10 protein-coding genes are annotated in these 15,491 nt (G+C 43.3%); 6 read left to right on the top strand and 4 right to left on the bottom strand.

Going from position 1 to position 15,491, the window contains the following annotated elements:
• Nucleotides 1-180: 180 nt before the first annotated feature.
• On the top strand, nt 181-963 hold the full coding sequence (locus BM043_RS08150) for a glycerophosphodiester phosphodiesterase (RefSeq protein ID WP_177188438.1): 783 nt from the start codon (nt 181-183) through the stop codon (nt 961-963).
• Nucleotides 964-1,033: 70 nt separating this feature from the next.
• Here the strand turns inward: BM043_RS08150 and fahA are convergent, their stop codons facing one another.
• Complete coding sequence (gene fahA, locus BM043_RS08145) at nt 1,034-2,305, bottom strand: fumarylacetoacetase (protein ID WP_177188437.1); 1,272 nt, start codon at nt 2,303-2,305, stop codon at nt 1,034-1,036.
• 234 nt (nt 2,306-2,539) lie between these two features.
• On the opposite strand from fahA, the gene BM043_RS08140 reads away from it, so the two are divergent.
• The 5 genes from BM043_RS08140 to BM043_RS08120 all read left to right on the top strand — a co-directional run bounded on the left by BM043_RS08140 (nt 2,540) and on the right by BM043_RS08120 (nt 12,593).
• Nucleotides 2,540-4,429, top strand: coding sequence for a CocE/NonD family hydrolase (locus BM043_RS08140; RefSeq protein WP_092790591.1), 1,890 nt, complete (start codon nt 2,540-2,542; stop codon nt 4,427-4,429).
• 290 nt (nt 4,430-4,719) lie between these two features.
• Nucleotides 4,720-7,698 carry a SusC/RagA family TonB-linked outer membrane protein gene (locus BM043_RS08135; protein ID WP_092790590.1) on the top strand — a complete coding sequence of 993 codons (2,979 nt, stop codon included), beginning with the start codon at nt 4,720-4,722 and terminating at the stop codon, nt 7,696-7,698.
• Between the two features lie 12 nt (nt 7,699-7,710).
• Nucleotides 7,711-9,090 (top strand): RagB/SusD family nutrient uptake outer membrane protein, encoded by a 1,380-nt coding sequence (locus tag BM043_RS08130; RefSeq protein ID WP_092790588.1) that lies wholly within the window; start codon nt 7,711-7,713, stop codon nt 9,088-9,090.
• Between the two features lie 190 nt (nt 9,091-9,280).
• Nucleotides 9,281-11,914 carry a valine--tRNA ligase gene (locus BM043_RS08125; protein WP_092790586.1) on the top strand — a complete coding sequence of 878 codons (2,634 nt, stop codon included), beginning with the start codon at nt 9,281-9,283 and terminating at the stop codon, nt 11,912-11,914.
• A gap of 406 nt (nt 11,915-12,320) precedes the next feature.
• Complete coding sequence (locus tag BM043_RS08120; protein WP_218144135.1) at nt 12,321-12,593, top strand: HI0074 family nucleotidyltransferase substrate-binding subunit; 273 nt, start codon at nt 12,321-12,323, stop codon at nt 12,591-12,593.
• A gap of 162 nt (nt 12,594-12,755) precedes the next feature.
• Here BM043_RS08120 and BM043_RS08115 read toward each other — a convergent pair whose 3' ends face one another.
• From BM043_RS08115 to BM043_RS08105, 3 genes are all read right to left on the bottom strand, one after another.
• The gene (locus BM043_RS08115; protein ID WP_245752999.1) at nt 12,756-13,451 is read right to left on the bottom strand and encodes a 3-keto-disaccharide hydrolase; all 696 of its coding nucleotides are present in this window, start codon (nt 13,449-13,451) and stop codon (nt 12,756-12,758) included.
• A 143-nt stretch (nt 13,452-13,594) separates the two neighbouring features.
• The gene (locus BM043_RS08110) at nt 13,595-14,485 is read right to left on the bottom strand and encodes a diacylglycerol/lipid kinase family protein (protein ID WP_092790583.1); all 891 of its coding nucleotides are present in this window, start codon (nt 14,483-14,485) and stop codon (nt 13,595-13,597) included.
• Entirely contained in the window at nt 14,482-15,459 is a 978-nt protein-coding gene (locus BM043_RS08105) for an App1 family protein (protein WP_092790581.1), read from the bottom strand. Before BM043_RS08105 ends, BM043_RS08110 begins: the two co-directional genes overlap by 4 nt.
• Nucleotides 15,460-15,491: the final 32 nt, after the last annotated feature.

Genomic DNA, 15,491 nt, shown 5'->3' with positions numbered 1-15,491 from the left:
GTATCTGTACTAGGATTGCATTTTCTGATCGGTATCGGCTACTTAATTTACAAAATGAAAGGGAAGAAAAAAGAGTGAGTAAAGATCAACTCAAGATCATTTTTCTGTGAATTTTGATATCATTGGATTAGAAAAGGATTAGAATTGATACTTTTAGCTAACATTTAAACTTTGATTCCTATGCTGCGATCTCTTACCGCATCAATTCTCATGTTGTTTCTCAGTTCGATAGTTTTAGCCCAGGACAACTTTCTCAAAAACAAAGTTATCGCTCACCGCGGGGCTTGGAAGGCACAAAGCCATCCCCAAAACTCCATTGCTTCGCTAAAGGAAGCTATTCGACTCGGCTGCGAAGGGACGGAGTTTGACGTTTGGATGACCGCAGACGAGGTATTGGTAGTCAATCACGATGCAGATTTTGAGGGTTTGGAAATCGAGCATGTATCATACAAGACACTATTGACCAAAAAGCATCCCAATGGCGAAAAATTGCCGACACTTGAAGAATACCTCCAGGAAGGGATGAAGCAAAATAAGACAAAGCTTATCTTAGAATTCAAGCCCTCGGACATCAGTGTGGAGCGGAGTAAAAAAATCGGAGAAGCAGTCGTCAACATGGTTCATCAGCTTCAAGCCCAAAAATGGGTGGACTACATTACCTTTAGCTATGAAGGTGGATTAAAGGCCATAGAAACCGACCCTGACGCCAATGTTGCTTACCTCACCGGAGACAAATCTCCAGTCGAACTAAAAGAAGCAGGGTTTTTCGGTTTTGACTATAATATCCGATTGCTAAAACTAAAATCCAACTGGATAAAGGAAGCCAAAGAATTAGGCTTGACTACCAACGCCTGGACTGTCAATGATCCCGAAGACATGAAGTGGCTTTTGGACCAAGGAGTGGATTTCATCACGACTGATGAGCCCGAATTGCTCCTTGAACTAATAAAAAATAACAAGTAAAAATTAACCACCGACCCAAACCAAAAAAACCGGCGATTGCCGGTTTTTTTATTCTCTTTTTACTCAAGGATTACTTTGCCGGCAATACTTTTCCTTTCACTTCACCAAACCCTACGCGGATTCCGTCTTTTTCACCAAAACCTTTTAAAATCACCGTATCTCCATCTTCGATAAATTTCCGCTCTTCCCCGGTATCGAGTTTGATAGGTTTGGTGCCTTTCCAGCTCAACTCCAGCATGGATCCAAAGGAGTCTTCGGTCGGTCCGGAAATCGTTCCTGAGGCCATCATATCGCCTACATTGATATTGCATCCGTTGACCGTGTGATGCGCGAGTTGCTGAGCTATATTCCAATACATGTATTTGAAATTAGAGGTACAGACTTTGGTGGCTTGTTTCACCCCTTCCGGTTGGATATAAGCCTCTAATTGGAGATCAAAACCATGTGCTTTTTCACATTGCAAATAAGGCAAAACCTCCGGGTCCTGCTTAGGTCCCGCTACGCGAAAATGCTCCAAAGCTTCCATCGTCACGATCCATGGAGATATGGAGGAAGCAAAACTTTTTCCAAGAAATGGACCTAGTGGCACATACTCCCAAGCCTGAATGTCTCGTGCCGACCAATCATTAAATAGCACAAATCCGAAAATATAATCCTCGGCTTCTTCGGTAGAAATCGAATCTCCCAGCTTTGTGGATTTACCCGTAATAAAGGCCAGTTCCAATTCAAAATCCAATTTCCTGCTAGGCCCAAAACCCGGGGTCTCCATATCGGGATCTTTAAATTGTCCCTTTGGGCGATGAATATTCACTCCAGATGGAATGATCGAAGATGCCCGGCCGTGATAGCCAACGGGTAAATGCTTCCAATTGGGAAGCAGCGCATTTTCTGGATCCCGAAACATCTTGCCCACATTAGTTGCATGCTCCATAGAGCTATAAAAATCTGTGTAATCGCCAATTTTGACAGGAAGAAGCATCTCTGCTTCTTTTCGATTGACCATGACCTTGCCCCGGATAGAATGATCCCGAAGCTTTTCATTGTCTGCCAAAAGCAAATCCTGCACACGCTCCCGGATTTTTTTGGTTTGGATTTTCCCCAGTCCGATCAGCTCATTGAGTGAATCGGTAAGAAAAATCCCTTCGGGCAAAAACATATCCGAAAAGAAACCCTCCTGATCCAAGATACTTAAATCCACGATTTTGTCGCCAATGGCTATTCCTACCCGTGGACTCAATCGCTTATTTTTGAAAACCCCAAAAGGAAGATTGTAAATTGTGAAATCAGAACTTTTGGGCACTTCCACCCAAGTTTCCAGGGTGTTTGTCTTGCTATCACTCATGGTAAAAATTATTGAATCGCAAATTTAGCCTTTAATGAGGAATTCGAAAGCAAAGCACAGGACTATTCCTGAGAAAGGAGAAATTTAACTCCCTAACTAGGTTCATTTTCAATGGAATGCAAGTTTTGACTTTTTTGAACCAAATTATTTCTGAGCAAAACCCAACCATTCATCATTCTTGAGACTAAAAATTCAAAGGCAATTTTTATCTTAACACAATTAATTGCTTGAACTATGATAAAAACACAAACCTTAAAATTCTTTGCTCTTTCGCTACTGATTTTCCTCCAAATCGAAGGATTTGCACAGGAAAAGTCGATTTTGGAGCAACTCGACGAAATCGCCATCATCGACCAAAAAGTCATGATGCCGATGCGTGATGGAAATCGCCTGGCAACAGATATCTACCGTCCCAAAACCGACGAAAAAGTCCCCATCGTCTTTTCGAGAACTCCTTACAATTTCAACACGTACGGAGATGGAGAATTGCGCACCAGAACCATGCAGAGTGCACTGGACTGGGTCAAAAAAGGCTATGCCTACGTCGTTCAAAACGAGCGAGGAAGATTCTTTTCCGAAGGGGAATGGGATATTCTCGGCACGCCGGTGACGGATAGTTATGATGCTTTTGACTGGATGCAAAACCAGGCTTGGAGCAATGGCAAAATCGGTTTATTAGGCTGCTCCTCCACTGCCGAATGGCAAATGGCTGCTGCTTCCCTCGATCACCCTGCTTTGGCAGCATTAGTGCCTCAGGGCTATGGAGCCGGAGTGGGTAAAATCGGCGAATTTGTCGAGCAAGGGAACTGGTACCGAGGAGGTGCTGGACAGATGCTTTTTACGGCTTGGCTTTACAGCACCCAGCATGATCCAATGGCGCCTAAATTACCTGACGGAATCGGGCAAGAGGATTTACTCAGATTGCAGCGATTTTATGATATGGCACCAAGGTATCCAAGAGTAGACTGGAAAGACGGCTTGGCGCATTTACCGGTACAGGATATTATCAAAAATCAAAACGGGCCGAAGGGAATCTACGAAGAAATGATCACCCGCAAACCTAATGATCCTCGCTGGTATCAGGGCGGACTTTATCATGACGATATGCCATTTGACAAGCCGAGTATGTGGTTTGTGTCTTGGTACGATGTCTCCTCATCTCCCAATATTGCACTCTATAATCATGCTCGGGAAAATGCCATCAGCCAAATGGCACGGGACAATCAGTACCTGGTCATCGCACCGGTGCTTCACTGCTCCTACACCCGTGCTACCGAAAACACTATCATCGGAGAGCGAAGCGTAGGTGATGCCCGTTGGAACTATGACGAGGTCATCACGGCTTGGTTTGACAAATGGCTAAAAGGTGAAGAAAGCAGTACAATTGACGAAATGCCAAAAGTCACCTATTTCACCATGGGGACGAATGAATGGCAATCTTCTGATGTGTGGCCGCCTGCTGAGGCAAAAATGACCGAGTTTTACCTAGATTCTGAGGGCAGTGCCAATACTCGAAATGGGGATGGAAAACTAATTGAAAAAAAGCCAAAATCGGAAGCGAAGGACACCTTTAAATATGATCCGATGAATCCGGTCAATTCCTACGGAGGAAATGTCTGCTGTACAGGAAATGCTGTGCAAGGCGGAGCCTTTGATCAAAGCGAAATGGAACTCAGGGATGATATTTTGGTCTATACCTCAGAGCCCTTGGAAGAAGGAGTTGAGGTTTCCGGATTTATAGAGAGCTACCTTTACCTTTCATCAGATGTCAAGGATACCGATGTCACCATCAAACTGATTGATGTCTATCCTGATGGCAAAGCTTATAATTTGGACGAAACCATTCAGCGCGTACGCTATCGTGAAGGCTACGACAAAGAAGTCTGGATGGAAGATGGCAAAGTCTATGAAATCAAAATGACTCCGATGAGTACTTCCAATTATTTTGAGAAAGGACATCGCATCCGCATCGAAGTCAGCAGTTCGAATTTCCCACGTTTTGATCGAAACCTGAATACCGGTGGAAATAATTACGATGAAACTGAAGCTAAAATCGCGACCAATTCCATTCATCATGGAGGCATTCATCCCAGTCGAATAGTCTTGCCTATAATTGAGAAATAATGAGTAAGTATTAAAAAAATAGGATAAAGACCGGCAGCCATGTCGGTCTTTTTTTGTTGGTGGGTTTTCAAGTTGAATTCTAAAAATATTGATTAGATGGAACGAAAGGAAATTGTTCGAAAAGTTTTATTACCGCAATAATTACCCAAAAAGTAATGTTTTTAAAAGATAAAGTGACAATAAAAGGCTGTTTAGGTCCATTCATATCATTTTTAACTTAGATCTTTAAAATTTAAATTGGAATATGATAGATTTTTTAGAAATTATGGTCATAAATTAAATCAAACAATATGACCAGATTTTACAAACTATCACTTACCCTCCTATTCCTATGGTGTTCCATAGGATGGGCATGGGCACAGTATACCGTCTCAGGGACGGTAAAGGATGAAAGAAATGGAGAACCCCTCATTGGAGCCAGTTTACTGGTAAAAGGGACTACCACAGGTTCGGTGACGGATTTGGACGGCAATTTCACCCTCAACATCCCAACTAATGAAGGGGCTACCTTAGTCGTATCCTCAATTGGATATCTTTCCAAAGAAGTGGAGGTATCCTCCTCACTAACTAGGATTGATATTACCTTGAGGGAAGATGCCACCAATTTGGAAGAAGTGGTGGTTACGGGTTTGGCTTCCTCGGTCAAGCGAAGTAATCTCGCCAATGCTGTCTCAACGGTATCGGCGAAAGATCTGACCGGAACGACAACAATTCAAACTACAGACGGAGCCCTTTATGGAAAAGTAGCCGGCGCCACGATCCGATCCAATGGCGGTGCACCAGGAGGTGGAATGTCCATCCAATTGCGGGGAATTTCTACTTTGTCCGGAGCCTCACAGCCACTGATCATTGTGGATGGGGTTTACATCAGTAATGCCTCTCAGCGTACCGGTCGAGCCACAGTATCAGGTGCCGGAGGAAGCAATCAGGATGACGGCGCCAACCGATTGGCAGATTTAAATCCTGCCGATATCGAAACCATCGAAGTGCTAAAGGGACCATCTGCTGCTGCAATTTACGGTACCCGAGCAAATGCTGGGGTAATCATCATCACGACTAAAAGAGGAGCCGAAGGCCGCACGACAGTTTCACTTTCTCAGGATATCGGATTTGCACAGCCGCTAAGATTACTGGGAACAGATGACTGGAGTGAGGAAAAAATCAATTTCTTCTTTACCGAAGCACGAAGACCTGTAGAACTGGAGCGTTTTAGAGCAGCTCAGTCTTCCGGGAATTTCATTGACTACGAGGATTATTTTTACAACAATCAAGCAACACTCCTCAATACCCGGATCAATGTTTCCGGAGGAAATGATAAAACCAAATTCTTCGTATCAGGCAATATCTCCGATGAAGAAGGAACCGTAAGAAATACCGGATTCAAAAGATATTCTGTGAGAGCCAATATCGATCATAAAATCTCTGATAAAATCAGATTTGGTGTTTCATCAAATTACATTCAGACCGATGCGGATCGAGGTTTTACCGGAAACCAAAACAACAGTGGTGCATCCATTGGATATAGCATTGCCTATGTACCCAATTATTTTGATTTGAGGAGAAACGAAGACGGAACCTATCCCACTAATCCCTACTTCTCAGAAAATCCAGTTGCGGTCACGGATAATGGAATAAACAATGCCCAAGTGAATCGCTTTATTCAAGCCTTCACTTTGGATATTGACCTGCTACAAACGAGCAACAGCTTCCTAAAGGCGTCCTTCTCCGGTGGATTGGATTTCTTGCAAAACCGCACCATGGTTTACCTTCCTGAATTCCTTCAGTTTCAACGAGCTCAGGCAAATCCGGGCGACTTATTAAAAGGAAAGCAAGAAAGCTTCAACACCAATTTTCAAGCTGCTTTGGTTTACAATTGGAATCTTGGAAAAGTCAACATGAATTCTCAGGCCGGATTGGTGCGATTGGATTTCAATGAAAACTCCTTATTCAACCGAGGTCGTGGACTTGTCCCAGGTCAAACAAACCTACTTCAAGCTGCCATTCAGCAAATCAATCAGGAATTTATGTCTGAAGTACAGGAAGCCGGTGTCTTCTTGCAGCAGGAAGCAAATTTCGAAGATAAAATCATCGGAACCGTCGGTATTCGATGGGACAAATCAAGTCTGAATGGTGACCCCAATCAGTTCTACTCTTTCCCTAGAGCATCCGTAGCGATCAATTTGGGCAATTTTGATTTCTGGAATTCTTCCTTCATCAATCAACTAAAGCCAAGAATAGCTTACGGTGAGACGGCAGGCCCAGTGCCTTTCGGCGCGACCTTTACTCCATTAAATGGTGCAAATATCGGAGGTCTTTTAGGTTCGGTAGTTTCTACCCAAGTGGGAAATACCAGTATCCGTCCGGAGACTGCTACAGAACTTGAATTTGGTGTGGATGCTGGATTCTTCAATAATCGATTGAGTTTGGAAGCTACCTATTACATCAAAAACTCTCAAAACAACTTCCAGAATCTAAATCTTTCCCCATCTACCGGTGTAAACACCACCCCAAGTAATGAGGCTGAGCTTCAAAACAAAGGGATTGAATTGGGGCTTTCTGGTACCATTATCGAAAAATCTAATATCCGCTGGTTCTCCAGAATTTTATACTGGAAAAATGAGATCGAAATGACCCGATTGGGTATTCCGACTTATACTGCCGGAGCCTTTGGAGCTGGTCTTGGAACTTTCCTATATGCAGAGGGCTTCTCTCCGACTACCATCGTGGGTACACCAGCTGATCCTGACACTCCGGGAGGATTTACCATTTGGGGTAATTCCCAACCAGATTTCAACCTTTCCTTCTTCAATAGCATAAACCTTTTCAAAGGACTCGAGCTTTCAGTTTTAGTTGATTGGAGACAAGGTGGTGACAATATCAACTTGACCTCATTCCTGACCGATGGAGGAGGTACTACTAACGGTTGGTTTGATGATGACAATGGGGACGGAATACCAAACGGTCGTCAGCGCGAGCCAGAGCCATACAACAATGCAGCAAGATGGGTACAAGATGCCACCTTTGTGAAAGTCCGAGAAATTGGATTATACTATACCATTCCAAAAGCGACTATCAATGATTGGTTTGGAACTGCAGTGCAAAATATCCGGGTAGGATCTTCTGTCAACAACGCATTCCTATTTACCGACTATGAAGGCTATGACCCAGAGACCTCAACATTCGGCGCTCAGGCTGTTGCCAACAACGTCGACATCGCACCATATCCAACGCCGAGAAGGGTGTTTTTCCACTTAACTATTGACTTCTAAACCGGCAAAACCATGAAAAATACATTAAAAAATATAAGCAAAATAATCGTGGTTGCAGGCGCTTTAGTGGCTTGTAATCCACTTCAGTTGGACGAAATCCAGGATCCAAACAATCCCTCAGTCGGATCGGTATCAAATAATGCTACCGCTGAACAAATCCAGTTTTTAATTACAGGATTAGAATCGCGACATCGTGGATATGTGACCAATGTATCTCAAGCCTGGAATACCTTTGGACGTGAGATCTGGTACCTCAATGCCTCCGATCCTCGGTTTCAAACGGATTGGTTAGGACAAAATGGACGAACTCCAGATCGATCCTATTTCGGGTTTGGAAATACAGGTGGAGGCTCTTGGGCAGCACCTTACCAAGCCATCAAACAAGCCGATGTCTTAGTAGCCGCTGCGGAGAACACCGAAAATATCCAAGCGCCTGCCAGAAGTGCAGTATCCGGTTTTGCCAAAACCATCCAAGGTTATCAGTTTATGATTCCGGCAAACTTTGTTTATGAAAATGGAATCCGAATAGACGTTGCCGATCCATTGAATCCTGGGCCATTTGTGCCTTATGCGGAAGCACTTGATGCGATCAAGGCGATCTTGGATGAAGGAGATGCGGCGCTTCAGACTGCGGGATCAGGAGAGTTTCCTTTTAGCTTAACCAGAGGATTTGATGGATTTAACACCATCGAGGGATTGCGGCAGGTTAACCGTGCGATTACGGCAAGATTGAATGCCTATCGCCAAGATTGGCAGGGAGTACTTTCTGCTTTGGATGCATCCTTTATGGATTTGGGAGGAGATCTGAATGCTGGACCAGCTCATCCCTATGGAGCTTCTCCAGATGTTTTCAATCCACTTTATTATGTTCCAAATGCAGCTGTAAACACCATTATTGTAGTACATCCGTCCGTTTTGGAAGACGCTACACCTGGTGATTTACGTGTGGAAAACAAGTTTTTGGAGCGAGACGAACCAGTTACTGTCACTACAGATGCGGGTGCTTTGGAAGGTACCCATCAAGATGCCCGATGGTCTAGCAATACCGAATCCATTCCTTTCATCAGAAATGAAGAACTGATTTTGTTGAAAGCCGAAGCTCATGCCAATCTGAACCAGGCTGATGAAGCCATCGAAGCGATCAATATCATTCGAAATGCCGCCGGACTTGGGGATTATGAAGGAGCAAGTTCTCAGGATGCCTTGATTGATGAGATCCTATATCAAAGAAGGTATTCGCTCTGGGCTGAGCCTTGGGGACATCGCTGGATTGACGCCCGCCGATATGGTAGACTGGATGAAATTCCTACAAGTTTTGACGGAGGCACGATCTTCCAGCAATTCCCCCACCCTCAGGCAGAATTGAGTTGGGATGAATATGTAGGTGACTAACATGATGATTTAATTTTCTTAAAAGACCGGCAAAATGTCGGTCTTTTTTTATGGCCTATGTTAATTTCACATTCGAAAAAAGTCTTTCTATGAGTTTGACAACCTTTTTTGTTTTCCATCAATCCCATTCCTCTAAGGTCAATTCCCCTTTTTCCCCTATTTTTGCAAATTCAAAACCAATCCCACATTTATGTCTATTGCCAGCAAATATGACCCAAGTTTGGCGGAAGCCAAATGGTATAGCTACTGGATGGAGCACAAGCTTTTTTCCTCCAAAGTAAACCCAAGCAAAGAACCCTACACGATTGTTATTCCTCCGCCAAACGTCACAGGAGTCCTTCATATGGGTCATATGCTGAACAATACCATTCAAGACGTGCTGATCCGTCGGGCACGGATGCAAGGGAAAAATGCCTGCTGGGTTCCAGGTACGGATCACGCCTCGATCGCGACAGAAACCAAAGTGGTCCAACTCCTCAAGGAAAAAGGCATCGAAAAAAAGGATCTCTCCCGAGAGCAATTTCTTAATCATGCTTGGGAATGGAAAGAAAAATACGGAGGAATCATACTCGAGCAACTTAAAAAACTTGGCGCATCCTGCGACTGGGACCGGACAAAATTCACCATGGACGCAGACCTGAGTGAGGCAGTGACGACTGTTTTTGTGGACTTGTATCGAAAAGGCAAAATCTATCGGGGCATCCGCATGGTCAACTGGGATCCCAAAGGACAAACCGCCCTGTCTGATGATGAGGTAATCACCAAAGAAATCGCTTCAAAACTTTACTACATCAAGTATAAAATCGAAGGAACTGAAGATCAGTTTTTAACCATTGCGACGACACGCCCTGAAACCATCATGGCTGATGTGGCCATCTGCATTAATCCTCAGGATGCACGGTTTACCCATCTCAAAGGTAAAAAAGCCATCATTCCCCTGATCAATCGTGCAATTCCAATTATCGAAGATGACTATGTGGAAATGGAATTTGGTACGGGCTGTCTCAAAGTCACTCCAGCACATGATATCAATGACTACGAATTGGGAATCAAACATAAACTGGAGGTAATCGATATTCTCAATGACAACGGAACCCTCAACGAAAAAGCCCAGATTCTCATCGGAGAGGACCGTTTTATAGCCAGAAAAAAGATCGCAAAACTGCTCGATGAAGCCGGGCAACTGGATAAAGTGGAGGATTACAAGTCCAATGTCGGTCACTCGGAGCGTACCGATGCGGTAATTGAGCCCAAGCTTTCCCTTCAGTGGTTTCTTAAAATGGATGAAATCACCAAACCGGCCTTTTCCTCGGTCATGGAAGATGTCATCCAACTTCATCCACCCAAGTTTAAAAATATGTATCGGGCATGGATGGAAAATGTCCGCGACTGGTGTATTTCCCGCCAACTCTGGTGGGGACATCAAATTCCGGCTTTTTATCTTCCCAATGGGGAATTTGTTGTAGCCAAGACCAAAGAGGAAGCACTTCAAATCGCCAACAACCAATTTGGAACCAACTATGTCCTCGCGGATCTCAAGCAAGACGAAGATGTGCTCGACACTTGGTTCAGCTCTTGGCTTTGGCCGATTTCCGTTTTTGACACGGAGGTATTCACCACTGGCAAACCCAACGAAGAACTGAAATACTACTATCCTACCAATGATTTGGTGACTGCGCCTGAAATCTTGTTTTTCTGGGTAGCTCGGATGATCATTGCCGGATACGAATACATGGGCGAAAAACCCTTCAAAAATGTCTATCTCACCGGGATCGTACGGGATAAATTAGGGAGAAAAATGTCAAAATCGCTCGGCAACTCCCCCGACCCTTTGGAACTCATTGCCCAATACGGGGCTGATGGAGTCCGCACCGGGATGCTCTTCTCTTCTCCTGCGGGAAATGACTTGCCCTACGATGACAAATTGGTCGAGCAGGGTAGAAACTTTGCCAATAAAATCTGGAATGCTTTCCGATTGGTTCAAGGTTGGGAAATCGATCCTAAACTTGACGGAGCCAGCAATACCTCTTCAATCGAATGGTTTGAAAATCGATTCCAGCAGGCTTTGGCAGAAATCAACGAGCATTTCGAAAAATTCCGTATTTCAGACGCCTTGATGGTAACTTACAAGCTGGTTTGGGATGACTTCTGCTCTTGGTATCTCGAGATGATCAAGCCTGCTTACCAACAGCCTATTGATCAGGTTACTTTCGATAAAACCATTGCGCTTTTTGAGGATGTTCTCAAAATCCTCCACCCTTTTATGCCTTTTATTACCGAGGAACTCTGGCATCAAATCAAAGAAAGAAGCGTAGGAGAATCCTTGATTTTGGCCACTTGGCCTGAGGCAAAAGACTTTGATCAGAAGATCATCGAAGAAGCTGCACAGGTCTTTGAAGTGGTGTCACAGGTGAGAAATCTCCGGGCTTCCAAAGGCATGTCTCCAAAGGAGTCGCTTGAACTGACGATCAACACGAAGACTCCGGAACTCTATCGCCGTTTCGAATCCGTGTTGATCAAGTTGGCCAATCTATCCTCACTGAATTTCTCTGAAAAAGTAGAAAATGCGATGAGCTTCGTGGTCAAATCCGACGAATGTTTCATCCCGATGGGCGATTCGATTAATATCGAGGAAGAAAAAGCAAATCTTCAGAAGGAAATCGAGTATACCAAAGGCTTTCTAGCCTCGGTGATGAAAAAGCTCTCCAACGAGCGATTTGTTGCTGGCGCCCCTGCTCCAGTCGTCGAAAACGAGAAGAAAAAACAAGCAGATGCCGAAGCCAAGATTAAGGCTTTGGAGGAAAGTTTATCGAAATTGGGGTAACAACCTTTGAGATCTCAAAGACCTCTATGGTTTATTTGAAGTAAATAATCTCCAACTGATTAAATCAAATCAGACATTAAAAAATCCAGTGTCAAGAGGCGCTGGATTTTTTCTTGATATCAAGCAGTGTTTAGAGTTTTAGATTTTTAACCCGGATTATGCATTAGAATCTGTAGTGAGAGATCAAACCGCAATAAAATCAATCCGCCTGAGGCGGAGAATGAGGCATCCCGTACCTACGGGACGGTGATTGAGCTAAATGCAGCAAAGCGATTGATTTTGAAGCGGTTTGGACTCGTAATAAGAAGTCTAATGCATATTTCGGGTTTAAGTATAAATTGGAGTTATGAACTCTAAAATTCGCTGGCATTAACGACTGACCAATTATTCAAAAGCTCTTCGGTAATTGGAAAATGCTGTTTTGCTATCCAAACAGCGAGGTTTGTCACCATTGGAGGAGCAAGGAATGATTCAAGCATTTGAATTTACTCATGATCTGGCTTGGAATGTTTTAAAAGATTATTTCGCGTTTCAAGGAAACCCGGATATCACCGGCTCAAGGGATGCCTCAAGGGAAGGTTTTAGGCTGAGATTGATTCAGGATGGAGAAGGCTGGATGGAAATGATCAAAAGTAGAAATCAATCCTCTTATATAATCAAGAAATCGCAGAGGGAATAGCCGAAAAGATTTCTGATACCTATTTCAAACTTTTTAAAGAATTAGAAGAAAAAAAATAATTCAACTCAAAAATGAAAATTGAGTTTAAATTTGGTCTCAAGGCTGAAACCCTCGATCAGATTCAATAGGGATGTAAAATCCTTGGAGATTTGAATTAATCGATCAAAGCTCCCGAATCTTAATCTCCCGAAACAACACTCCCTGTCCCTCGCTTTGCAGCCCGATATAGCCGGATTTCAAGGGTGTACCATCGATTTTAATATCAGGATCATATCGATTGGCAACGCCGCCACCGATTTGAGGTTTGCTATAAGTTAAAACCGTATCGCCATTGACCAAGTGATGAACTATCGAATCTCCATAGACGATAAGCTCGGCACTTACCCACTCATCCCACTGGTAAGTCGGAGAAGTGGAATTGATGCAATGCCGATCATCGATTTCTCCATCAAAAACCACATCCGTGCCCGGGCTGCACATATTCCCCGTGGGGCGTGGTTGTCCTTCCTTTTCTTCAGCCAGCATCTGATACTCCACCGAAATCGGCCAATCCTGCTCCTTTAAAATCGTCTCCGGTGCCTGGGAATGAAACATGATTCCCGAATTGCGATACGTATAAATCGGGGCATCTTCCAGCCACTGTTCCGTAAATCGATATTCCCATTTCAAATGAAAGTTGGAAAAGGGCTTTTGGTAAAACAAGTGCCCATATCGCTCTTCGAAGGTATCGTAGTCATCATAGTTTACTTCGATAATCCCATCGGAAACTCGAAAGGTATTTGCGTAATTTTCACCGGTTTCATGATGATGGATTTTTGGGATCCAACCATCTAGATTTTCTCCATTAAATAAATCCATCCATTTTGGCTCTTCGGCAATAACTTCTTCTACTTCACCGGATTTTTGCTCGCAGGAAAAGGTGAAAAAAAGTAAGAAAAAGAAAAAACTTGATAGATATAAATTCTTCATAGGGTAAGGTTTAGGAATGCTTTTACTTGAAATTACGTAGTATGGGTTGACTCCATTCTTGTGATAAACTGAAATCTTCCGGGATGAATCGCTACCTCTATTTCATCTGGGTTTCCTTTCAATTCTCCATCAATCTGGAATTTGACCCCAGCTTTATTTATGATTTTACAAGAAGTAAGTGACCAGGATTGAATCCCTTCGCCCTCTCCCATATCCCCGGAAATCAAACTTTTGGAAACATCCAGCAAATCATCAAAGGTCTCAATATTCAATGTCACAATTTCAAATTTGCCATCATCCAATTTCCCATTTGGATTAATCACCGCCCCCGTACCAAATCGATCTCCGTTGGCAATCAAAAGCATCCGGGTTTCCAATTCCCAAGTTCTGTCATTAGTTTGGATCTGAAAGGGGTATTTTTCAGTTATGAATAATTGGGAAAACGAACTTTTGATATACCCCAGCATTCCCCTTCCCTCCTGCTGCTCGAATCCTTCGATCAACTTGGCATTAAATCCAAAATCCGCCAAATGCAAACATAACTCCCCATTGATCTCAATGGCATCCATGGATATGGCCATCATTTTGCGAAGGGCATCCAATCCATCTTCCAGTAGATCAATTCCCAGACATTTGGCAAGACCATTAGCTGAACCGAGAGGCAAAATCGCCATCGGAATTGACTTTTCGAGATTTTCGGCGACGAGTTTTACCGTACCATCTCCACCCCCAACTAGAATAAGGTCCGGGGTTAACTGATTGATTTGGTCCCGAATCTTTTGAGGATCGTTTTCTCCTGTCGTTTCGAAATCGACTAGCTCAAAACCATCCAAATTTGCGAGGACTTTTTCTTTGAGTTCAGGAAAAGTGAAGTCACCTGTTCCTGATTTGGGATTGAAAATAAATAAGGCCTTTTGTTTCATGATGAAAACAGCGCTAGATTTTCGGCAATTTGGATTGCATCATTTGTGTTTTTCACAAAGTAAAATCCAAGATTAGACTGAAGATAATCTCTTTTTGTATCAATAAAATTATTCGCCTTGATTTCCCGGATAAAAATTGATTTAATCCGATCGGGAAATTCTTCCTTGAGTTCGGCATAGATCTCCGGATCGTGTTGCCCGCTGTCCCCGACCAGAATGAAATTCATTTCAGGAAAGAATGAAAATAGGAATCGGATTTTCTCAAATTTATGATCATGGCTTCCTCCTCCAGAGGTCCAGATATTCTTGAGATTGATATGTTTGTCTTTTAGTAAAATAGGTCCGGTGGGAATATTTCTAAACTCTAAAAAATCCCGAATCAGATCATATAAGGACCAATCACTACTTGAGACATAGAAAACCTCATTTCTTCCGCCGATGGCCAGCTTCTGATAAAATTCCGAGACTCCGGGAAAAGGCCGCCGGGTATAGGCGTTTTTAGAGATAGAAAGCCAAAGCTTTTTACCGATTTGAGTAGCATGGGAAATCAAAATCGTGTCATCAATATCTGAAATAACTCCATTCGGATATTGAACATGGTAAATTGATAATTCCCCATCTTGGTATTTTAAGCCCTCCTCCTTTTCATTGACCGAAAAGTACACTTGGGTATCATCAGTAGAGGTAAGTAAACATTCAAATACTCCATCTTGATCACTGATCACCTCTTCTTGACCATCGCCCAAAGAAATCAAGATAGGAATCTCGGGAATGCTCGTCACGGCATATCGCCTGATCGAGGCAAAAATATTTTTCATGGGATTATTCCGGGCTTTGGGACGGCTTTGTTTATAGGCAGAAATCACCCGACCCTTGACAAAAACCTGCTGTCCATTGCTGATCGCCAGAAAAGGCTCAATCTGGATCACTTCGAGTTTACCAATCCATTTCAAAAATCTATTCCAAAAAACCATGTCAATAAGATAGGGGATTGTTTTTTAAATTA

Source organism: Algoriphagus hitonicola (assembly GCF_900113375.1).
In the GTDB taxonomy this organism is placed as follows: domain Bacteria; phylum Bacteroidota; class Bacteroidia; order Cytophagales; family Cyclobacteriaceae; genus Algoriphagus; species Algoriphagus hitonicola.
Note: the sequence above shows the minus strand (reverse complement) of the source record. Positions and strands in the feature narration are given on the sequence as shown.